18 protein-coding genes are annotated in these 20,131 nt (G+C 72.1%); 9 read left to right on the top strand and 9 right to left on the bottom strand.

Features of this window, described 5'->3' with window-relative positions:
• Positions 1–25: 25 nt before the first annotated feature.
• Together AC1HIL_RS06165 and AC1HIL_RS06160 are read right to left on the bottom strand one after the other, a co-directional pair.
• A complete protein-coding gene (locus AC1HIL_RS06165) occupies positions 26–769 on the bottom strand; it encodes an AP2 domain-containing protein (protein ID WP_261215212.1) in 744 nt (247 codons plus the stop codon).
• Between the two features lie 221 nt (positions 770–990).
• Entirely contained in the window at positions 991–1,887 is an 897-nt protein-coding gene (locus AC1HIL_RS06160; RefSeq protein WP_057595131.1) for a LysR family transcriptional regulator, read from the bottom strand.
• A gap of 90 nt (positions 1,888–1,977) precedes the next feature.
• On the opposite strand from AC1HIL_RS06160, the gene AC1HIL_RS06155 reads away from it, so the two are divergent.
• Genes AC1HIL_RS06155 through AC1HIL_RS06125 form a run of 7 tightly spaced genes read left to right on the top strand, consistent with a single transcriptional unit; the run spans position 1,978 to position 9,866 of the window.
• Complete coding sequence (locus tag AC1HIL_RS06155) at positions 1,978–3,666, top strand: acyl-CoA dehydrogenase family protein (protein WP_479671392.1); 1,689 nt, start codon at positions 1,978–1,980, stop codon at positions 3,664–3,666.
• A 34-nt stretch (positions 3,667–3,700) separates the two neighbouring features.
• A complete protein-coding gene (locus tag AC1HIL_RS06150; RefSeq protein WP_479671391.1) occupies positions 3,701–4,687 on the top strand; it encodes a Bug family tripartite tricarboxylate transporter substrate binding protein in 987 nt (328 codons plus the stop codon).
• Between the two features lie 58 nt (positions 4,688–4,745).
• Entirely contained in the window at positions 4,746–5,882 is a 1,137-nt protein-coding gene (locus AC1HIL_RS06145; RefSeq protein ID WP_479671390.1) for a CaiB/BaiF CoA transferase family protein, read from the top strand.
• Positions 5,883–5,919: 37 nt separating this feature from the next.
• The gene (locus tag AC1HIL_RS06140) at positions 5,920–6,978 is read left to right on the top strand and encodes a glycosyltransferase family 2 protein (protein ID WP_479671389.1); all 1,059 of its coding nucleotides are present in this window, start codon (positions 5,920–5,922) and stop codon (positions 6,976–6,978) included.
• 11 nt (positions 6,979–6,989) lie between these two features.
• A complete protein-coding gene (locus tag AC1HIL_RS06135; RefSeq protein WP_479671388.1) occupies positions 6,990–7,976 on the top strand; it encodes a hypothetical protein in 987 nt (328 codons plus the stop codon).
• The gene (locus AC1HIL_RS06130) at positions 7,966–8,724 is read left to right on the top strand and encodes a hypothetical protein (RefSeq protein ID WP_479671387.1); all 759 of its coding nucleotides are present in this window, start codon (positions 7,966–7,968) and stop codon (positions 8,722–8,724) included. Before AC1HIL_RS06135 ends, AC1HIL_RS06130 begins: the two co-directional genes overlap by 11 nt.
• Before the next feature lie 14 nt (positions 8,725–8,738).
• A complete protein-coding gene (locus tag AC1HIL_RS06125) occupies positions 8,739–9,866 on the top strand; it encodes a glycosyltransferase family protein (protein ID WP_479671386.1) in 1,128 nt (375 codons plus the stop codon).
• Here AC1HIL_RS06125 and AC1HIL_RS06120 read toward each other — a convergent pair.
• The 6 genes from AC1HIL_RS06120 to AC1HIL_RS06095 form a co-directional block, all read right to left on the bottom strand.
• A complete protein-coding gene (locus tag AC1HIL_RS06120) occupies positions 9,863–11,548 on the bottom strand; it encodes a hypothetical protein (protein ID WP_479671385.1) in 1,686 nt (561 codons plus the stop codon). The genes AC1HIL_RS06125 and AC1HIL_RS06120 overlap by 4 nt on opposite strands.
• A gap of 187 nt (positions 11,549–11,735) precedes the next feature.
• Positions 11,736–12,782, bottom strand: a complete 1,047-nt coding sequence (locus AC1HIL_RS06115; RefSeq protein WP_479671384.1) for a Bug family tripartite tricarboxylate transporter substrate binding protein — start codon at positions 12,780–12,782, stop codon at positions 11,736–11,738.
• Between the two features lie 4 nt (positions 12,783–12,786).
• Complete coding sequence (locus AC1HIL_RS06110) at positions 12,787–13,479, bottom strand: hypothetical protein (RefSeq protein WP_479671383.1); 693 nt, start codon at positions 13,477–13,479, stop codon at positions 12,787–12,789.
• Positions 13,476–15,512, bottom strand: coding sequence for a molecular chaperone HtpG (htpG, locus tag AC1HIL_RS06105; RefSeq protein WP_057593543.1), 2,037 nt, complete (start codon positions 15,510–15,512; stop codon positions 13,476–13,478). The genes AC1HIL_RS06110 and htpG overlap by 4 nt, the downstream gene beginning before the upstream one ends.
• 157 nt (positions 15,513–15,669) lie before the next feature.
• Positions 15,670–16,710, bottom strand: coding sequence for an ABC transporter substrate-binding protein (locus AC1HIL_RS06100; protein ID WP_479671382.1), 1,041 nt, complete (start codon positions 16,708–16,710; stop codon positions 15,670–15,672).
• Positions 16,711–16,764: 54 nt separating this feature from the next.
• Entirely contained in the window at positions 16,765–17,673 is a 909-nt protein-coding gene (locus AC1HIL_RS06095; protein ID WP_479671381.1) for a LysR family transcriptional regulator, read from the bottom strand.
• A gap of 98 nt (positions 17,674–17,771) precedes the next feature.
• On the opposite strand from AC1HIL_RS06095, the gene AC1HIL_RS06090 reads away from it, so the two are divergent.
• The gene (locus AC1HIL_RS06090) at positions 17,772–18,779 is read left to right on the top strand and encodes a zinc-dependent alcohol dehydrogenase family protein (protein ID WP_479671380.1); all 1,008 of its coding nucleotides are present in this window, start codon (positions 17,772–17,774) and stop codon (positions 18,777–18,779) included.
• Positions 18,780–18,962: 183 nt separating this feature from the next.
• The gene (aqpZ, locus tag AC1HIL_RS06085) at positions 18,963–19,706 is read left to right on the top strand and encodes an aquaporin Z (protein WP_057593547.1); all 744 of its coding nucleotides are present in this window, start codon (positions 18,963–18,965) and stop codon (positions 19,704–19,706) included.
• Positions 19,707–19,788: 82 nt separating this feature from the next.
• Here the strand turns inward: aqpZ and AC1HIL_RS06080 are convergent, their stop codons facing one another.
• On the bottom strand, positions 19,789–20,130 hold the full coding sequence (locus AC1HIL_RS06080) for a hypothetical protein (RefSeq protein ID WP_057593548.1): 342 nt from the start codon (positions 20,128–20,130) through the stop codon (positions 19,789–19,791).
• Between the last annotated feature and the right edge of the window lies 1 nt (position 20,131).

Raw genomic sequence — 20,131 nt, 5'->3', positions numbered from 1 at the left:
CCGGCCCTGCACGCACGCGCCGCCATCAGGACGCCAGCTCCGCGCCGTCGAGCTGCCGCTTGAGCGCGAGCTGCGTCTCGCGCTCGGCGATCGCGAGCCGCTTGGCCGCCTGCTCGCCATGGGTCTTCACCGAGAAGGCCTTGCTGACGGTGCCGCGCCCGGCGATGAAGGTGATCGCCATCCAGTAGCCCGGATGGTCGGGCCGCGGCGACTTGAACTGCACGCCGCTGGTGCCGCTCGAGTTGTTGCGCCGCACGATCTCCGCGCGCGAGAGCCGCGCCGTGCGCGCGCGCGGCGCGGCATCGGTCTCGCGGCGGATCGCTTCCTCGGCCGGGTGCACGTGCGCCAGGCCGGTCATCTGCGCGAGCTGGCGCGCGCGCTCGGCCAGCGCCGCCGCATGGGCTGCGCGGTCGGCGCCGTCGACCGAGAAATAGGTCTGCAGGATCTGGTCCTCGGCGATGTAGGTCTTGGCGAGCCAGGCGCGCACGCGGCCGTCGGGCGCGACGCGGCTGTAGACGCCGGGCGCGCCGGTGCTGTTGTTGGCGCGCGGCTGCTCGGCCCGCGCGCGGCGCGCGATCGGCGGGTGCTGCCGCACGATGGCGTCGCGCCAGTCCTGCGCATGCGCGAGCGCCTGTTCGGCGCCGCCGTAGCTGGCCCGGCCGAACTGCCGGTAATGGCGGGTTCCGTTGCGCATGACGGAGACCTCGTAGCCCCAGGGCCGGGTGAAGATGCCGTACATGGCGGCGGAATTGGGGATACCTTTGGGCATGCTGGCGTCGACTCGGCCATGTCGTTGATCTGAACCCCCTGGCGGCACCCCTTTTTTCTGGCGTGCTCTTGAAGGCCCGGGCCACGGCGAGGTTGGCGGGAATACTAAAGCCTTCGCAAGGCCTTGGGCATCACCGGTTCCGGTAGCCCGGCGCGGCGCGGGGTCGATGTCCCGCATGGTCACGGCCCTGCCACGAAGACGGTGCAGAACGGCGTCCGCGTTCAGCGCTTCGCGCTCTCGCGCAGGCTCTTCGCGAGCCCGTCGAGCAGCCGCTGCACCAGCATGTTCGGCGGTCCCGCGCGCCACACGCCGTAGGCCTCCGAGGGCGTGACCTCGCGGTCGAGCGGACGGAACACCGCACCGCTCAACGCCGAGTGCCGCATCGCCTGCGGCACCAGCGCCACGCCCATGCCCTGCGACACCAGCGAGACCACCGCGAGCCAGTGCCGCACCTCGTGCCGCACCTCGGGATGGAAACCCGCGTCGGCGCAGATCGAGAGGATGCGCTCGTGGTAGTCGGGCGAGGCCTCGCGCGAGAACAGCACGAAGGGTTCGCCGCGCAGCTCGGCCGGCGCGAGCGCGCGCCGCCGCGCCAGCGCATGGCCCGCGGGCAGGCAGCAGACGAAGGGCTCGGTCAGCAGCAGCCGGTGCTGCAGCTCGGGCGGCATGCGCGCGGTGTGGACGAAGCCGAGGTCGAGCCGGTCGTGCATCAGCTCGGCGATCTGCACGCCCGAGTTGAGTTCGGCCAGCGTGATGCGCACCGCCGGATGTTTGGCCTGGAACGCGCGCAGCGCCTGCGGCAGGCCGCGGTAGAGCATCGCGCCGACGAAGCCGATGCGCAGCCGGCCGGCCGAGCCCTGCGCGATGTCACGCGCCTCGAGCGCGGCCTCCTCGGCCTGCTGCAGCAGCCGGCGCGCCGACACGCGCAGCGCATCGCCCGCGGGCGTGAGCCGCACCTCCTTGCTGTTGCGCTCGAACAGGCGCGCACCCACCGTGTCCTCGAGCTGGCGGATCGCCACCGACAGCGGCGGCTGCGAGATCGAGAGCCGGCGCGCCGCGCGCCCGAAGTGCAGCTCCTCGGCGAGCACGGAGAAATAGCGCAGGTGACGCAGTTCCATGAATAGGAAAATCGAATCGAGTAAGACCCAAACGATATTAGACACGGATCGTCACGGCTTGAACAATGGCGCGAATCCAGGAGACAAGCCATGCCCCAGACGTCTGCCGTGCCTGCAGCGCCCGCCGTTCACCCCATCCCCGACCGCCACGGTCAGAACCTCTACACCGTCGACACCGAGCTGCAGTCGCTGCTCGCGCTCTACCTGCCCGAGGACTTGCTGCGCCACCTGCGGCCGCAGCTCGAGCGCCTCGGCGGCCTCGCGGGCGGCAGGCTCGACGAGTTGGCCGGCACCGCCGACCGCAACCCGCCCACCTTGAAGCAGCGCACGCGCACCGGGCTCGACGAACAGCAGGTGATCAAGCACCCGGCCTACGTCGAGATGGAGCGCCTCGCGCTCAGCGAATTCGGGCTGGCCGCGATCTCGCACCGCGACGAGACGCTGGGCTGGAAGGGCCGCATGCCGCCGCTCGTGAAATACGCGCTGACCTACCTGTTCGTGCAGGCCGAGTTCGGCCTGTGCTGCCCGGTCTCGATGACCGACTCGCTCACGCGCACGCTCAAGAAATTCGGCGCGCCAGAGCTGGTGCGAAAGTACCTGCCGCGCCTGACCTCGCTCGACTTCGACGAACTCGCGCAGGGCGCGATGTTCATGACCGAGCAGGCCGCGGGCTCCGACATCGCCGCCACCGCCACGCTGGCGCGGCGCGAGGCCGACGGCAGCTGGCGCCTCACGGGCGACAAGTGGTTCTGCTCGAACCCCGACGCCGACTTCGCGATGGTGCTCGCGCGCGCCGAGGACGGCGTGGCCGGCATGAAGGGCGTGTCGCTGTTCCTCTTGCCGCGCCGGCTCGACGACGGCAGTCTCAACCACTACCGGATCATCCGGCTCAAGGACAAGCTCGGCACGCGCTCGATGGCCAGCGGCGAGATCCGGCTCGAGGGCGCGCTCGCCTTCCTGGTCGGCGAGGAAGGCCGCGGTTTCGTGCAGATGGCCGACATGGTCAACAACTCGCGGCTGTCGAACGGCGTGCGCGCCGCGGGCCTGATGCGCCGCGCGGTGGCGGAGGCCGAGTACATCGCGGCCGAGCGCCAGGCCTTCGGCCGCACGCTCGACCGGATGCCGCTGATGCAGCGCCAGCTCGACAAGCTGCGCGTGCCGGCCGAGCAGGCGCGCACCATGGTCTGCCAGACCGCCTTGGCGCTCACGCGCTCCGATGCCGGCGAGCCCGATGCCTACGCGCTCCTGCGCATCCTCACGCCGCTCATCAAGTTCCGCGCCTGCCGCGATGCGCGCAAGGTCACCGGCGACGCGATGGAGGTGCGCGGCGGCTGCGGCTACATCGAGGAATGGAGCGATCCGCGGCTGGTGCGCGATGCCCACCTGGGCTCGATCTGGGAGGGCACCAGCAACATCGTCGCGCTCGACGTGATCCGCGCCGTCAAGCGCGAGGGCTCGCTGCCGGTGCTGCGCGCCCATTGCGAAAAGCTGATCGCCGAAGCCGAACCGACCCCGGCCTTCGCCCAGGCGCTGCGCGATGCGCTGGCGCGCGCCGCCGCGCTGGCCGAGACGGCCGCGCGCGAAGGCGGCGACGTGCTCGCGCGCCAGGCCGCCTCGGCGCTCTACCACTGCACCAGCGCGAGCGCGATGGCCTGGGAGGCCGCGCGCACCGGCTCGGCCGCGCGGCTGCGCTGGTCGCAGCTCGCGCTGCTGCACCGCGTGCTGCCGCGCGATCCGCTCGCGCCCGATGCGCTGCCCGCGGACTGGACCGCGGCCTGAGCCCTTCCCTCGAACAAAGAACGGAGACCTCCTCTTGAAACACCTCGCCTCCCTCCTCGCGCTGGCCACCGCCTGCGCCGGCCTGCTGGCCGCGGCCCCCGCCGCGCAGGCCGACACCGCCTTCCCGTCCAAGCCGATGATGCTGGTCGTGCCCTTCCCGCCCGGCGGTCCCACCGACGCGATGGCGCGCACGCTCGCGGCCGAGATGAAGGACCGCATGGGCCAGCCGATGATCGTGGAGAACCGCGCCGGCGCGGGCGGCAACATCGGCGCCGAGTACGTGGCGCGCGCCGAGGCCGATGGCCATGTGCTGCTGTTCGGCACCTCGGGCCCGCTCGCGATCAACGCCAGCCTCTACCGCAAGATCAACTACGACCCGGTCAAGAGCTTCGCGCCCGTGATCCAGGTCGGCTACCTGCCGAACATCCTGGTGGTGAATCCCGCGCTGCCGGTGAAGACCGTGCCCGAGCTCGTCGCCTATGCCAAGGCCAACCCCGGCAAGCTCAGCTATGCCTCCTCGGGCAACGGTGCCTCCTCGCACCTCGCGGGCGTGCTGTTCAACTCGATCGCCGGCACGGACTTCCAGCACATCCCCTACAAGGGCACCGGCCCCGCGCTCAACGACCTGCTGGGCGGCCAGGTCAGCATGACCTTCACCGACATCCTCACCGCGCTGCCCTACGTCAAGGCCGGCAAGCTGCGCGCGCTGGGCGTGGCCACCCTCGCGCGCTCGCAGGCGCTGCCCGAGGTGCCCACGATCTCGGAGCAGGGCTACAAGGGCTACGACGTGAGCGTGTTCTTCGGCATCGTCGCGCCCGCGGGCACGCCGGCCGATCGCGTGGCGAAGCTCAACCATGCTTTCGCCGAGGTGCTGAACTCGCCCAGGGTCAGGCAGATGTTCGCGGCCCAGGGCCTCGAGGCCAGCGCCGACACCTCGCCGCCGAAGCTCGGCCAGTTCATCGCGAGCGAGTCGGCGAAGTGGAAGGACGTGGTCAAGAAGTCGGGCGCGCAGCTCGACTAGCGCATCCGCAACCGATCCGCCGCACGCGCCCCGAACGACAAGACAAAGGGAACAAGAAATGACACAAGGCGCACTCGCGGGCATCCGCGTGCTCGACATCTCCCGCATCCTCGGCGGCCCCTACTGCGGCCAGATCCTCGGCGACCATGGCGCCGACGTGCTCAAGATCGAGCCGCCGCAGGGCGACGACACGCGCACCTGGGGCCCGCCGTTCAAGGATGGCGTGGCTTCCTACTACCACGGCCTCAACCGCAACAAGCGCGTGCAGCACCTCGACTTCTCGACCGAGGAAGGCCGCGCCGCCCTGCTCGCGCTGGTGGCCGAGGCCGACGTGCTGATCGAGAACTTCAAGACCGGCACCATGGAACGCTGGGGCATCGGCTACGAGACCCTGTCGCAGCGCTTTCCGCGCCTGGTCTGGTGCCGCGTCTCGGGCTTCGGCGCCGACGGTCCGCTCGGTGCGCTGCCCGGCTACGACGCCGCCGTGCAGGCCATGACCGGCATCATGAGCGTCAACGGCGAGGCCGAGGGCGGGCCGCTGCGCGTGGGCCTGCCCGTGGTCGACATGGTGACCGGCCTCAACGCCGTCATCGGCGTGCTGCTCGCGCTGCAGGAACGCCAGCGCAGCGGACGCGGCCAGTTCGTCGAGGCCGCGCTCTACGACAGCGGCATCTCGCTCTTGCATCCGCACGCCGCCAACTGGTTCATGGACGGCAGCGCGCCGCGCCGCACCGGCAACGCCCATCCCAACATCTATCCCTACGACGCCCTCGCCACCGGCACCGACCCCGTGTTCGTCGCCGTCGGCAACGACCGCCAGTTCGCGAGCCTGTGCGGCTGCATCGGCCTGCCCGCGCTGGCCACGGATCCGCGCTTCGCCACCGCGGGCGCGCGCTCGGTGAACCGCGACGCGCTCAAGCAGCAACTCGAGACCGCCATGGCCGCCTTCGACGGCCGCGTGCTGGTCGAGCAGCTCATGGCCGCGGGCGTGCCGGCCGCGCCCGTGCTGCCCGTGGCCGCCGCGCTCGAGCATCCGCACACGGCGCATCGCGGCATGGTGGTCGAGCTCGAAGGTGGCTATCGCGGCATCGGCGCACCCGTGAAGCTGGGCCGCACGCCCGCGAGCTACCGGCATGCGCCGCTGACGCCGGGCGATGCCTTCCTGCCGCGCGAGGCGGACACGCCGGGGCGCTGAGGCCCCCGCCGTTCCCGCCTTGTGCGATAAAGGCGGGATGCAATCCACTCCTGCGGTTCCTCCCGGAACGGACGGCGCCATCGCGCGCGTGGCGGCACGCACCGCGCTGGTCCTCGAGACCAACAACCTGCGCGGCGGCGCCGATGCGCAGGCGAGGACCGCCGCCAGCCTGCAGCGGCTCATCGCGCTGCTCGCGCGTCAGAAGCAGCCGCTGTCCACGCTGGCCCAGGTGGTCATCACGCACGACGGCCTCGATGCCGCCACCTGCGAGCAAGTGCAGCGCCTGGCCGGCCGGCCCGTCGACTTCGTGCGCATCGACGCCAGCACCGGCTACTACGACGCCAAGAACACCGGCTTCGCGGCCACCGACGCGGCGCGCTGCGACTGGGTGGTGTTCGCCGATGCCGACTGCCTGCCCGGCGAGGACTGGCTGCGCGAGCTGCTCGCGCCCTTCGCGCGCGCCGACGCGCCGGCCGTGGTGGCGGGCCGCACCAGCTACGCGGCCAACGTGGTGGGCACCGCGCTCACCACCATCGACTTCATGTACTTCCCGAACGAGCACGCGGGCGCGACGAGCAACTTCTACGCGAACAACGTGGCGTTCCGGCGCGAGGTCTTCGACACCCACGGCTACCAGGCGCTCGACGGCGTGTACCGCGCCCACTGCCAGGTGCTCGGCATGCGGCTGCGCGCGGCCGGCATCCCGCTGCACTACGCGGCGCGCGCCCACACCGAGCACCGCCTGCCCGACACGCGGCGCGAGGCGCTCAAGCTGCGCTGGATGCGCGGGCAGGACACGTATTCGCTCACGCCGCACCTGCTGCGCAGCTACGTCTCGCCGCGCTGGCAATGGCTCGCGAAGAGCGGTCCGATCGGCCCGCTGTGCGTGCTCGTCACGCGGCTGGGCTTCAGCCTGCGCGCGCTCAACCGGCAGGACCTGCCGCCGCTGCGCGGCGCGCGCTGGGCGCTCGGCGTGCTGCTGATCCTGGGCTTCTCGGCCGTCGACATGCTCGGCGCCTTCGCGCGCGGCATCGGCCTGCACACCACGGGCCGCGCGCATGCCGATGCGCAGGCGCTGTCATACCACCGCCCCTGAGGCCCGCGACCATGGCACGCATGCTCGTTCTCGCCGCCCTCGCGCTGCTCGCCCCCGGACTCGCGGCCTCGGCCGAGTTCTCGGGCCGCGGCGTCTTCGCCTTCCGCTCGGGCAGCGGCTGCCCTCTCGCCAACGGCGGCGAGGACTGCAACCGGCTCGCGCTCGACGACGAGCACACGCGCGCCACGCTCGACGAGGCGACGCACACGCTGCGCTTCTCGAATGGCTTCGGCTACGACAGCAAGCGCATCGTCGGCGACGTGGTGCTGCAGGGTTCGGGCCGCACGGCCGACGGCCAGCGCGTGCCGCTGAGCTTCCATGCGTTGCTGAGCCGCTCGGGCAGCGACTGGTCGTTCAGCAGCCATGCGCATGCGCCGGTGCGCGGCGAGTTCTCCGAGATCCGCATCGATCCCTGGCAGCTCGTGGTCGGCGAGGCCGGCGGCGAGCGCGTGCTGTTCAGCAGCGCGCAGGTCGTGGAGGCGCTCGCCAGGCCCTCGCTGACGGCGCGCCTGGCCGACGAGCTGGTGCAGGTGCGCGACAACCGCGAGAGCGCCGCGCGCGACGCCGACATCACGGTCGGGCTCGGCGTGTCGAAGGCCGTCAAGTGGGTGGCGCGCACGCGCTTCGCCACGACGCGCAACCAGCCGCTGGCCGAGGCGATGCGCGAGGGCAACTGGTCGCTCGAGCTGCAGGCGCTCAGCGGCCGGATCCCGCGCCAGGTGGTGCAGCGCGACCTGTTCCTCTACGGACTCGAATCGCAGTCGCTGCTGCAGCCGCTGCTGCAGCGCGGCTTCCGCAAGAACGAGAAGCTGACCATCGGCGCCACCGGCGGCAAGGGCTTCGTGCGCTACGACGGGCAGCAGCGCGAGTTCGCGGGCGCCGACGCCACGGCGCGCGGTTTCCTGCAGGGCAGCTTCCTGGGGCTGGTGCTCGGCTGGCAGCAACAGCAGTTGCAGCCCGTGGCACTGGACGCGAAGGCGCGGCCGAATGGCCGCTGAGCCGTACGCGCAGGCCGAGACCGAAGCCCCGGGCTTCGAGAGCCTCGCTCCGCCATCGCTGCGCGGCTGGCCCGCGCTGCAGGCCGCGCTGGTGCACCGCGTGAAGCGCGCCGCGCTGCGGCAACTGCATGCCAGCCGCGCGGGCGAGGCGCTGCTGCTGCGCTTCTACCTCGTGGGCGAGGAATCGTCGGAGCAGGCGCTGCAGCGCGAACTGCGCGCCGCCGCGCCCGACTGGCTCGCGCGCCAGCTCGACCAGCACCTGGCCGACGAGCAGCTGCATGCGCGGCTGTTCGCCGAGGCCATCGCCGAACGCGGCGGGCGCGCACGGGCCGGTGCCCTCGATGGCGAGCAGCCGCGGCCCGACTGGTTCAGCCGGCGCAAGCTCGCGCGCTGGCAGGCGCTGATCCGGCGCCACGCGCCGCATTTCGCGCATGGCGGACTGGTGCCGGCCTATGCGATCGGCCTCGCGGCCGAGCAGATGGCCTCGCGCATCCTCGAGCGTCACTGCGCGCTGATCGGGCCCGCGCATGCGCTGCATCCGCTGCTCGCGCGCGTGTGGGCCGACGAGCAGCGCCATGTGCGGCTGTGCAGCCACACGCTGAGGCGCTGCGTGGCGCCGCACGAGCGCGCGCGGCTCGCGCGGCTGATGGACGAGGTGCGCGCCATCGAGCGCGACTTCGGCGTCACGGGCGCGCTCGGCATGTGGTGCGCAGGCGCGGTGCTGCGGCTCGCGCCGCACGCGGGTTGAGCGTCGGCTGAGCCATGCCGCGCATCCTCTACCTCGCGACCGCGGACGCGCGCGGCCACCTGATGCGCTCGCAGCTGCTCGCGCACGCGCTGCGCGCGGCCGGCGCGCAGGTGCAGGTGCTGACCACCTCCGACGAGGGCGCGCTCTTCCTCGCCGGCTTCGGCATCGAGGCGCCCGTGCTCTCGCGCCACTACGCGGTGCAGTTCGACGCGCGGCAGAACATGCTGCGCCGCGAGACCGACCGCAACGTGGCGCACTACGTGTTCCGGCCCGGCCGCATGCTGCGCGACATCGTGCGGCTGCACGGCCGGCTGCGCGATGCCGACCTGGTGGTCAACGACTCCTTTCATCCCGCGCTGCTGTTCATGGGCGCGCTGCCGCCGTGGCGGCACAAGGTGGTGCACGTGTACGGCGCGAGCCTGCGACGCGCGCTCGAAGGCAACTTCAGCGGCCGGCTGCCGGGCTGGACGGCGCGCGCCTTCGGCCGCATCGTGGCCTGGCAGATCGGGCGCAGCCGCGCGCGCATCGCGCACGACTTCGCGCAGGGAGCGCCGGCGCACGAGGGCCATGGCACGCACCGGCTCGCGACGCCGGTGGCCGTGGCCTCGGGCGAGGACGTCGGGCCCGTTGCACCGCGGGCCGCGGTCTACCTCAACCCGCACTTCAGGGACACGGCGCTGGCCGACGGCCTCGAACGCGGCCTGGCCGCCGCGAGCCTGAACGCGCATTGCGTGGGCGAAGGCTATGCCGGGCGCGCCGGCTGGCAGCCGCAGGACGCGCACTGGATCGACAGCGCGGCGCGCAGCGCCTTCATCGTCTCGGCCCCGGGCATGGCGGCGCTGTCTGTGGCCCAGGTCTATCGCAAGCCGATCCTGCTGCTGTTGACCGACCAGCCCGAGCAGGCGAGCAATGCCGAGCGCGCCGCGCAACTCGGGCTGCATCACCGCACGGTGGTGTGGCGCGGCGATGCGGCCGCGTTCGCGAACGACGTGGCGGCCGCGGCGCGCGAGCTGGGCGCGCGCACCGAGGCCACCGCCGCGCAGGGCCGTGAAGCGGCGCTCGAGCGGCTGCAGCCGTGGCGCGAGCTGCTGCTGGAGCTGGCCACGCAGGCCGCCCCGGCCCGCGCGGGCGCAGACTCCTAGCCGGCCGCGCGCCGGCCGGACGGAAGGAAGACGCGCAGCATCCGGTCGAGCACGCGACCGGGCGCCGCCGTCGAGGCCTCGGGCTGCGGCAGCGCCGCGACCCCGCCCGTGCCGGTCGCGTTCATCGACACGCGCAGCCGGCGCAAGGTGAAGCCCGAGCGCACCACCGGCGCCTGCGTGCCGTCGGCCACCTCCGCGCCGGCCGCCTCGCCGACGAAGAACTGCAGCACCAGGCACTTGCGCTGCGGCGAGGGCACGAGCTCGAACACCAGGCTGCGCCGCCATGCGCCCGTCGTGCGCTGGCCCGGCAGCATCGCGCCGTCGAGCAGCGCCACCACGCGCGTGCCCTTGGCCTCGCAGCGGTAGTCGATGCGCACGCGCAAGCGCTGCGCCGGCGCCTGCAGCGGGTGCGCGAACACGGCCGCGGGCGGCAGCGGGATCGCCAGGCAGGCCAGCGCGCCTTCGCTCCAGGTGTCGACGTCGTCGGGTGCCGCCCAGCCATGGGCCAGCCAGGCCGTGGCCGGATTGCCGGTGCGGAAGGCGTAGTCGCGGCCGAGCACGAGCTCGGGCAGCGGCTGCAGGCCCGGGCTGTCGTCGTCGAGGCCCCAGCGCGTGGAGAAGGCGCGTTCGATCGCATCCGCGGGCCAGGCGCCGGCATCGCCGGTCGATGCTGCGATCAGCCCCTGCGACTCGGGCGCCTGGCAGGCCTCCAGCACGAAGTCGAGCGAGCCGAGCTCCGGTCCCACCGGCATCCACGGCGAGCAGCCCGCGGGCAGGCATTCGGGCGCGTTGCGGTCGGCACGGATCAGCGCGCGCGTGGGCTTGAGGAAGTAGCGCGCCTCGGTCAGCACGCTCGACGACAGTCCGGCGACGAAGCGCACGTTGTCGGCCGACAGCAGCGCATAGCTGTTCTCGCGCGTCCAGGCGACGTTGGGAATGGCGCGCGCGATCGGCGCGAGGTCGTGCAGCGCGGGCTCGTAGGGATGCGGTTTCACCACCAGCAGGTCGACCTCCTGCGCCAGCGTGCGCAGCGCGCCGATCACGGCCGACGGATGCTGGCTGCGCCCGCCGCTCACCAGCGACAGGTCGACCAGGCTCTGGCCGAAGAACACGCCCACGCGCAGGCGCGGATCGAACAGCGCGCCCGCGCCGCGGCGCGCGAAGAAGCCCTGCAGCGAGGCCGCGTGGTTCCAGAACAGCTCCTCGCCGATGGCGCGGGCCTCGAGCGCGGCACGGATGCGCGCGTCGTTGGTGCGCGCGCAGAAGTGCAGGTGCTCGGTGAAGCGGCGCGGGTCGATCTCGATGTCGAGGTAGCTCGCGCCGCCGCGGTCGATCGCGTGCTGCAGCGCGGGCGTCAGGCCCCAGCCGATCACCAGGCAGCCGGGGCCGAAGGCGGGCCAGCCCTCGAGCTCCCGCAGCGGCGCGAGGTCGGCGATGCAGGCGCGGGCCCAGCCTGCGGGCGTGGCCGGCAGGCCCAGGAGCGCCATCGCGCGCGCCACGTCGATCGCGCCGCCGTGCGAGCGTGGCGCGATCTCGCGCATCGGCAGGCCGAGCCGCCCGAGCGCCGAGCCGAAGAAGCCCTTGAGGAAACGGCGGTTGGCGGGGAAGTGGTTGAGCCCGTTGGCGGGCGAGCGGAAGAGATCGTCCGCGAAGATGACCTGGTGGAACCGGCGTGCTGGCATGGCGTGGGACGGTCGGTGCCGGAGGCCCTGCGGGCCGCCTCGCCGGCCGGTGGCTGAGGTGGAGGCGCCAATCTAGGACCGCACTCTTAGCGGGCGGTGAGCCGCGCGTCCCGCGCGCGCAAAGTTCATGCAAAGGCCGCGTAAAGCGCGCGCCGCGCGTGAACGGCACGCAAAGTACGCGGGCGGTTCAGTCGAGCGTCAGGTTGAGCTCGCGGATCAGGCCGTCCCAGCGCTCGGATTCCTGATGCAACAGCGTGGCGAATTGCGCCGGCGTGCCGCCCACCGGCTCGATGCCGTAGGCCGCGAGCCGGCGATGCACCGCGGGGTTGTGGATCGCGCTCGCGATCGCCTGCTGCAGCCGCGCCACCAGCTCGGCCGGCGTGCGCACCGAGGCCACCACGCCGACCAGCGCCGCGGCCTCGACGCCCGCGATGCCGAGCTCGGCGAAGGTCGGCACCCCGGGCAGCTGCGGCAGGCGCACGCTGTCGGCGACCGCGAGCGCGCGCACGCGGCCGCTGCGGATGAAGCCCAGCGCCGCGGCGAGGTCGCACATCATGGTCTGCAGCTGGCCGCCGGCGAGATCGGCCACCGCGTTCGCGGCGCCGCGGTAGGGCACGTGCTGCATGCGCAGGCCGGCCTGCCGCTCGAGCAGCTCCATCGCGAGATGGTGCGGACTGCCGGTGCCGGCCGAGGCGAAGCTGAGCTTGCCGGGGTAGGCGCGCGCGTCCTCGAGGAAGGCGCGCGCGTCGCGCACGCCGCTCGCGGGGCCGACCAGCAGCACCATCGGGAAGCGGCCGAGCAGCGTGACCGGCGCGAAGTCGCGCTGCGGGTTGTAGCCGAGGTTGCGGTAGAGCAGCGGGTTGAAGACCAGCGTGCCGTTGTCGGCCGACAGCACGGTGTAGCCGTCGGCCGGCGCGCGCAGGATCTCGGCGGCGCCGAGCGCGGTGTTGCCGCCGGTGCGGTTCTCGACCACCACCGGCTGGCCGGTGTCGATCGCGAGCTGGTGGCCGACGATGCGCGTGAGGAAGTCGGAGCCGCCGCCGGCGGGGTAGGGCACGATCCAGCGGATCGGCCGCTCGGGGAATTCGCGCTGGGCATGCGCGGTGGCGGGCACGCCGGCCAGCAGCCAGGCGGGCGCGAGGCCGATCGCGAGGGCCGCGCGGCGGCGGCATGGGTCGATCGCCGTCGATTCCGCGGACCGCGCCGATGCCGTGCGTGCCGCGTTCGATGCCATCGCTTCAGGGCGCGATCGGGTTGGCCGGGGAACCGAGCGCGGGGACGATCTCGCGCGCCGGGCCGGCGCCCGAGGCCGCGGGCGCGGACGCCACGGCCTCGGGCGGCCTGTGGACGATGCGCACCGGCGGCGCCGCCGCAGAGGATGCGCCGCCGGTGCCGCGGCGAACGACCACGCCGTTGCCACGGCCGCGCACGGCCGGCGCCGAGGCGGCGGCAGGCAGGGCCGTCGACGCGGTGGCGGTCGAGGGCAAGGGCAGCGGCTCGGCCGCGGGCTGCGAGCCATCGCCCGGCGGCAGCGTCTTCGTCACGCCCATGCCGAGCCCGGCGCCACCGACGCCCGCGCTCATGCTGGTCACGGGCGCGGTGGGCAGGGCATTGGCCTGGCCCGCGTTGGGATCGTGCAGCACCACGCTCTGGCCCACGCCGACACCGGCGGGGCCGATGCCCGCGCCCATGCCGACCGAGCCCGCGACCACGCCGCTGTTGTGCACCGCGACGCCCGCGCCGAGCGGGCCGAAGCCGGTGTTGAGGCCGACCGAGAAGTTGCCGTCCTTGGTGGCGCCCAGGCCGATCGCAAGGCCGGGCGCGATCGGAATGCCGATGCGGTAGTGGGAGCAGCCGCTCACCAGCAGCGCGAGCAGCGCGCCGGCCGGAAGGCCGGCGGCCGCGATGCGGGTGCGCGGCCGCGTGCTCACACCAGGAGCGCGTTCACGCGCCGCACGTAGGCCGCGGGATCGGCCGGCAGGCCGCCCTCGGCGAGCAGCGCCTGGTCGAACAGGATGTTCGCGAGGTCGTCGAAGTGGGCCGAGCCCTCGAGCTTCCTGACCAGCGCGTGCTCGGCATTGACCTCGAGCACCGGCTTGAGCTCGGGCGCGGGCTGGCCGGCCTGCTTGAGCATGCGCGCGAGCTGCGTGCTCATGCCGCCGTCCTGCACCACGAGGCAGGCCGGCGAGTCGACCAGGCGCGTGGTGACGCGCACGTCCTCGGCCTTGTCCTTGAGCGCTTCCTTGAGCTTCTCGAGCAGCGGCTTGAACGACTCGGCGGCCTCCTCGGCGGCCTTCTTCTCGTCCTCGTCCTGCAGCTTGCCGAGGTCGACCGCGCCCTTGGCCACGCTCTGCAGCGGCGTGCCGTCGAACTCGTTGAGGTAGTTGAGCGCCCACTCGTCGACGCGGTCCGTCATCAGCAGCACCTCGATGCCCTTCTTCTTGAAGACCTCGAGCTGCGGGCTGTTCTTGGCGGCGGCCAGCGTGTCGGCCGTGATGTAGTAGATCGCGTCCTGGCCGTCCTTCATGCGCGCCTTGTAGTCGGCGAAGCTCACGCTCACGGCATCGGTGGTGGTCGAGGCGTAGCGCAGCAGCTTGGCGATGCGCTCGCGGTTGCCGAAGTCCTCGCCCAGGCCTTCCTTGAGCACGGCGCCGAACTCGGCGTAGAACCTGGCGTACTTGCCCGCGTCGTCGGCGGCCGCGGCGGCGGTCTCGGCCGCGGTCGGCGCGTTCTTGTCGACCACGTCCGTCACGGCCTCGGTCGGCTCGGGCGTGGGCACCGATTCGCCCGAGCCCACGTCGATGCGGCCCTCGCCGCTCTCGGGTCCGGTCTTCTGCTTCCTGGCCAGGTCCTCGAGCATGCCGAGCACGCGCTTGGTGCTGCCTTCGCGGATCGCCTTCACGTCGCGGCTTTCCTGCAGCAGCTCGCGGCTCACGTTGAGCGGCAGGTCGGCCGAGTCGATCACGCCCTTGACGAAGCGCAGGTAGCTGGGCATCAGCGCCTCGGCGTCGTCCATGATGAAGACGCGCTTCACGTAGAGCTTGACGCCCGCGCTCTTCTCGCGGTTCCAGAGGTCGAACGGCGCCTTGGCGGGGATGTAGAGCAGCTGCGTGTACTCGGTGCTGCCCTCGACGCGGTTGTGGCTCCAGGCCAGCGGCGCCTCGAAGTCGTGGCTGATGCTCTTGTAGAACTCTTCGTACTGCTCGGTCGTGACGTCCTTCTTGGGACGGCTCCACAGCGCGTTGGCCTTGTTGACCGTTTCCCATTCGCCGGTCTTCACCATGTCGCCGGGCTGGTCGTTCTCGCCTTCCTTCCACTCCTCCTTCTCCATGAGGATCGGCAGCGAGATGTGGTCGGAGTACTTGCCGACGATCTGCTTGAGCTTCCAGGCGTTGAGGTATTCGTCGGCATCCTCGCGCAGGTGCAGCGTGATGCTGGTGCCGCGCTCGGCACGCACGATGTCGGCCACCTCGAAGTCGCCGGCGCCGCCGCTGGCCCAGCGCACGCCCTGCTCGGCGGGCAGGCCCGCGCGGCGCGACTCGACGGTGATGCGGTCGGCCACGATGAAGCCCGAGTAGAAGCCCACGCCGAACTGGCCGATGAGCTGCGCGTCGGCCTTCTGGTCGCCGCTGAGCTTGCTCACGAAGTCCTTGGTGCCGCTCTTGGCGATGGTGCCGAGGTTGTCGATCGCCTCCTGGCGCGACAGGCCGATGCCCTTGTCGGCGATGGTGATGGTGCGCGCGGCCTTGTCGAAGCTGATGCGCACGTCGAGCTCGGACTGACCTTCGTAGAGCTCGGGATGGTCGATGGCCTCGAAGCGCAGCTTGTCGCAGGCGTCCGATGCATTCGAGATCAGCTCGCGCAGGAAGATTTCCTTGTTCGAGTACAGCGCATGCGTGACGAGGTGCAGCAGTTGCGCGACTTCGGCCTGGAACGGGAGTTTGGTGTTGGAGGAGTCAGCCATGGGTGAGATAAGGATCGAAGCCCAAAAATTCTAAGTCGGCCCGTCCGCAGAGGACGGCCGGCTCGCCAACTTTTGCAAATGGGGACAGCCTCGTGCAAAAACAACACCCTGCCGGCGGCAGGGAGAAGAGGCCAGCGGAAGCCCGCAGGCCCGCGCTTCAGCGCGGCAGCGCCTCGACCTCGCGCGTCCAGCGGTCGATCAGCCGCTTGCGCTCGGCCGCCTGGCCGTACTTCTGGAAGTCGTACTTGATGAGCTTCACGCCGTCCATCGAGGGAATGCGCGGATCGGGCTTGGAGGTCTTGTTGGCCGGCGACTGCAGGCTGCCGGCCTTGGCGCCGATGGACTGGCCCGCGGGACTCATGAGCCAGTCGTAGTAGCGCTTCGCGTTCTCCTTGTTGCGCGCGCCCTTCACCAGCGCGATGCCGCCGATCTCGTAGCCCGTGCCCTCGCAGGGCGCGGCGGTCTTGACCGGAAAGCCGTCGTGGCGCCAGCGCTCGAAGCCGAAGATGAAGCTCACGCCGACCGCGACCTCGCCCTTGGCGACGTTGGGCGCCTGGGCCTGGCCGCTGCGCGTGTAGCTGGTGACGTTGCGATGCAGCTTCTTCAGGTAGTCGAAGGCGGCCTCCTCGCCCATCTGCTGCACCAGGCCCGCGATGATGGTGTAGGCCGTGCCGCTGGTGGCCGGGTGCGAGATCTCGATCTCGCCCTTGTAGCCTGGCTTCACGAGGTCGGCCCAGCAGTGCGGCTCGGGCAGCTTCTTTTTCTTCAGCAGCTCGGTGTTGAAGCCGAAGCCCATCGCGCTGGTGTAGAAGCCGCCGACCATGTTCTGCGACAGCGCGTACTGGCGCACGGCCCAGTCGTGCAGGTCGTTGATGTAGGCCGGGCGGTAGGGCTCGAGCAGGCCCTGCTCGGCCGCCTGCAGGAAGGGGTCTCCGGTGCCGCCCCACCAGATATCGGTCTTGGGATTGGCGGCCTCGGCGCGCAGCTGGGCGCCGATCTCGCCGGTGCCCTTGTGGGCTTGCAGCACCTTGATGCCGGTCTCGCGCGTGAAGGCGGCGGCCGCGGCCTCGCACCAGCCGGCGTCGGTGCTGCACAGCGCGTTGACCGTGCCCTGCGCGGCCGCATGCGGCGCCAAGGCCAGCAGGGTGGCGGCCGCGCCGAGCGCGGCGAATGTGCGGGTGAAGGCGAGCAAGTGCATCGTGGGTCTCCTCGGGGTCAGGATAGCGCCGGCGCGCGCGGGCGCCGACAGGGTTCAGTCGGTTGCCAGCAGCGGCGGAAGATGCTCGGCCAGCCAGTCGATCACCACGCGCGTCTTCAGCGGCAGGTAGCGGCTGCGCGCGCGGATCACGTGCAGCGCGAAGCCGAAGGGCCGCGGCTCCTCGAACACGCGCACCAGCGTGCCGGCCGCCAGCGCCTCGGCCGCGAGCCAGGCCGGCAGCCGCGCGAGCCCCATGCCGCCGATGGCCGCCTCGAGCAGCACCTCGGCGCTGTCGCAGCGCAGCCGCGAGGGCAGCAGGATCTCGGCGAGGCGATCGCCGGTGTGGAAGCGCCAGGCCGAGGCCTCGCCGTCGCGCGCGTAGAGCACCGCCTCGTGCGGCGGCTTCAGGTCCTCGATGCCTTCGGGACGCCCGCGCTCGGCCAGGTAGGACGGCGCGGCGCACAGCACCATCCACTGCGTGCCCACGGGCCGCGCGATCAGCGCCGCGCTGTCGCCGAGATCGCCGCTGCGGATCGCGAGATCGAGCCCCTCCTCCGCGAGGTCGACGCGCCGGTCGCTGAACGCGAGTTCGAGCGAGAGCTGCGGATGACGGCGCGCCAGTGCCAGCAGCAGCGGCCCGACCTTGAGCCGCCCGAGCATGGCCGGCATGCTGAGCCGCACCACGCCCGAGGCCGTGCTGCGCGCCGCATCGGCGAGGGCCTCGGCGGCCTCGAGCTCGGCCAGCGCGTTGCGGCAGCGCTCGTAGTAGCCATGGCCTTCCTCGGTGAGGCTCTGGCTGCGCGTGGTGCGCAGGAACAGCCGCGTGTGCAGCCGCGCCTCGAGCCGCGCGATGCTCTTGGCGACCGCCGAGCGCGTGACGTGCAGGCGCTGCGCGGCGAGCGCGAAGCTGCCGGCCTCGACGGCGGCGACGAATTCCTCGATGCCTTGCAGGCGCTGGCTCATTGGCGAATTTCAGGCAACAAATTTGGGAAAATTATCCACCACCGATGCCTATCGAGCGTCAATAGCATGAGGCCTTCTTTCTTTTGCGGAGGCCCTTCATGCCCGAAACCACCCTGCGCCGCTGGCAACTTCCCGCCTACGGCCGCACCCATCTCGAACAGGTGCAGGCAGCGCTGTCCGCGCCGGGCCCCGGCCAGATCCTGGTGCGCGTCGGCGCGGTCGCGCTCAACTACCGCGACCTGCTGATGACCGAGGACGGCATGGGCATGCCGCTCGCGCTGCCGTTCACGCCGGGCTCGGACATGGCGGGCACGGTCGAGGCGGTCGGCGACGGCGTGCGCCGCTTCGCGCCCGGCGACCGCGTGATCAACACCTTCTGGAACGGCTGGATCGACCACCACTGGCCCGCCCATGCCGTGCCCGCGGGCGGCCCCGGGCCGGGCATGCTGGCCTCGCACGTGCTCATCGACGCCGAGGCCGCGGTGGCCGCGCCCGCCACGCTCTCGCTGGCCGAGGCCAGCACCCTGCCCTGCGCCGGGCTCACGGCCTGGTTCGCGCTGGCCGAGCTCGGCGCGCTGCGCGCGGGCCAGACGGTGCTGATCCACGGCACCGGCGGTGTGGCGCTGTTCGGGCTGCAGATCGCGCGGCTGCATGGGGCGCGGGCCATCGTGGTCTCGGGCAGTGCCGACAAGCACGAGGCCGCGCGCGCCCTCGGCGCCAGCCATGTGCTGGCGCGCGACAGCGACTGGCCCGCCGAGGTGCGGCGCCTGACCGGCGGGCGCGGCGCCGAGCACGTGCTCGAGCTCGCGAGCGGCCCCAACCTCGACCGCTCGCTGCAGGCCGCCGCCCAGGGCGCGCGGGTGTCGGTCATCGGCATGCTCGAGGGCACCACGCTCGACGCCTCCTTCTACGGCCTGGTGCTCGGCCGCGTCACGGTGCAGGGCATCGGCGTGGGCCACCGGCGCGCGCTCGAGGACCTCGTGCGCGCCGTCGACGCCAACGGCCTGCGCCCGGCGATCGCCGCCCGCTACGGCTTCGACGCGCTGCCGCAGGCGCTCGACCACCTCGCGCGCGGCGCCTTCGGCAAGATCGTCGTGACCCTCTGAGCCTGCGCCGACCGCCGCGCGGCACGGAAAAGCGCGGCGTTTTCGTGAAGAGTTGCCCGGCTTTCCCGGCCCCGTGCGGGCGCCCGAACGTTTCCCCTTCGTTTCCCGTTTCAGAATCCGCGCGCGCCGGGCCTTCCCGGCGTTTTCGTTGACATCGAGAACATCAGAGAGAGGACATCGAACATGGAACGCAGGGACTTCAGTGCACCGCAGAAATGGGCCGCCGAATTCATCGGCACCTTCTGGCTCACCTTCGGCGGCTGCGGCAGCGCGGTGCTCGCCGCGGGCTTCCCGGAACTGGGCATCGGCTTCGCGGGCGTCGCGCTGGCCTTCGGCCTCACCGTGCTGACCGGCGCCTATGCGCTCGGCCCGATCTCGGGCGGCCACTTCAACCCCGCGGTCTCGATCGGCCTCGCCGCGGCCGGGCGCTTCAATCCGGCGCAGCTCGCGGCCTACATCGTGGCGCAGCTGCTGGGCGCGATCGCCGCCGGCGGCCTGCTCTACCTGGTCGCCAGCGGCAAGGCCGGCGCGCAGCTCGGCGGCTTCGCCACCAACGGCTACGGCGAGCATTCGCCAGGCGGCTACAACCTGGTGTCGGCGCTGCTGATCGAGGTGGTGCTCACGGCCGTGTTCCTGGTCGTGATCCTCGGCGCCACCGGCCGCCGCGCGGCGCAGAACTTCGCGGGCCTGACCATCGGCCTGTGCCTCACGCTGATCCACCTGATCTCGATCCCCGTCACCAACACCTCGGTGAACCCGGCGCGCAGCACCGGCGTGGCGCTGTTCGGCCCGAGCTACGCGGTCGAGCAGCTGTGGCTGTTCTGGGTGGCGCCGATCGCGGGTGCCGTGATCGGCGCGCTGATCTACCGCGGTCTGCGGCTGCGCGGCAACGGTGGCAGCGGAAGCGGCAGCGACAGCGCGCTCTGAACGACGCGCGGCGCGCAAACGACAAAAGGGGGGAGGCATCGCTGCCTCCCCCCTTTTTTCGTCGTGCCGACGCGCCGGTCGCTCAGCTGCCGGTGGCCGACTTCACCAGCGGCGCCGAGGTCGACTGGCCGATCGACTCGGTGCCGCTCGGATGCGAGGCCGCGTAGGCGCCGGCCTGGATGTCCGACACCGGCGTCACCGAATTCATCGCGGGCGCGCTGGTCGACTGGCCGATGGACTCGGTGCCGCTCGGGCGCGCGGCGGCCATGGCCGCGGCCTGGATCTCGGCGCTGGCGGGCGAATTCATCTGCAGCGGGTGGTAGTCCGAACCGTCCATCTTTTCCTGGGCCGATGCGGTGATCGCGCCCGTCGCCGCGAGCGCGGCGAAGGAGGCGACGGCGAGAAGCTTGAAGGAAGTGCGCATG

The sequence above is a fragment of the Variovorax sp. ISS6 genome (assembly GCF_056523145.1).
Note: the sequence above shows the minus strand (reverse complement) of the source record. Positions and strands in the feature narration are given on the sequence as shown.

What these genes read in the sequence shown, in the direction of transcription:
- htpG (WP_057593543.1), bottom strand. Translation starts at nt 15,512, where the DNA reads ATGGCTGACTCCTCCAACACCAAACTCCCGTTCCAGGCCGAAGTCGCG.
- AC1HIL_RS06155 (WP_479671392.1), top strand. Translation starts at nt 1,978, where the DNA reads ATGCCCCAGACGTCTGCCGTGCCTGCAGCGCCCGCCGTTCACCCCATC.
- AC1HIL_RS06100 (WP_479671382.1), bottom strand. Translation starts at nt 16,710, where the DNA reads ATGCACTTGCTCGCCTTCACCCGCACATTCGCCGCGCTCGGCGCGGCC.
- AC1HIL_RS06160 (WP_057595131.1), bottom strand. Translation starts at nt 1,887, where the DNA reads ATGGAACTGCGTCACCTGCGCTATTTCTCCGTGCTCGCCGAGGAGCTG.
- AC1HIL_RS06125 (WP_479671386.1), top strand. Translation starts at nt 8,739, where the DNA reads ATGCCGCGCATCCTCTACCTCGCGACCGCGGACGCGCGCGGCCACCTG.
- AC1HIL_RS06165 (WP_261215212.1), bottom strand. Translation starts at nt 769, where the DNA reads ATGCCCAAAGGTATCCCCAATTCCGCCGCCATGTACGGCATCTTCACC.
- AC1HIL_RS06120 (WP_479671385.1), bottom strand. Translation starts at nt 11,548, where the DNA reads ATGCCAGCACGCCGGTTCCACCAGGTCATCTTCGCGGACGATCTCTTC.
- AC1HIL_RS06145 (WP_479671390.1), top strand. Translation starts at nt 4,746, where the DNA reads ATGACACAAGGCGCACTCGCGGGCATCCGCGTGCTCGACATCTCCCGC.
- AC1HIL_RS06080 (WP_057593548.1), bottom strand. Translation starts at nt 20,130, where the DNA reads ATGCGCACTTCCTTCAAGCTTCTCGCCGTCGCCTCCTTCGCCGCGCTC.
- AC1HIL_RS06135 (WP_479671388.1), top strand. Translation starts at nt 6,990, where the DNA reads ATGGCACGCATGCTCGTTCTCGCCGCCCTCGCGCTGCTCGCCCCCGGA.
- AC1HIL_RS06090 (WP_479671380.1), top strand. Translation starts at nt 17,772, where the DNA reads ATGCCCGAAACCACCCTGCGCCGCTGGCAACTTCCCGCCTACGGCCGC.
- AC1HIL_RS06140 (WP_479671389.1), top strand. Translation starts at nt 5,920, where the DNA reads ATGCAATCCACTCCTGCGGTTCCTCCCGGAACGGACGGCGCCATCGCG.
- AC1HIL_RS06115 (WP_479671384.1), bottom strand. Translation starts at nt 12,782, where the DNA reads ATGGCATCGAACGCGGCACGCACGGCATCGGCGCGGTCCGCGGAATCG.
- AC1HIL_RS06130 (WP_479671387.1), top strand. Translation starts at nt 7,966, where the DNA reads ATGGCCGCTGAGCCGTACGCGCAGGCCGAGACCGAAGCCCCGGGCTTC.
- aqpZ (WP_057593547.1), top strand. Translation starts at nt 18,963, where the DNA reads ATGGAACGCAGGGACTTCAGTGCACCGCAGAAATGGGCCGCCGAATTC.
- AC1HIL_RS06095 (WP_479671381.1), bottom strand. Translation starts at nt 17,673, where the DNA reads ATGAGCCAGCGCCTGCAAGGCATCGAGGAATTCGTCGCCGCCGTCGAG.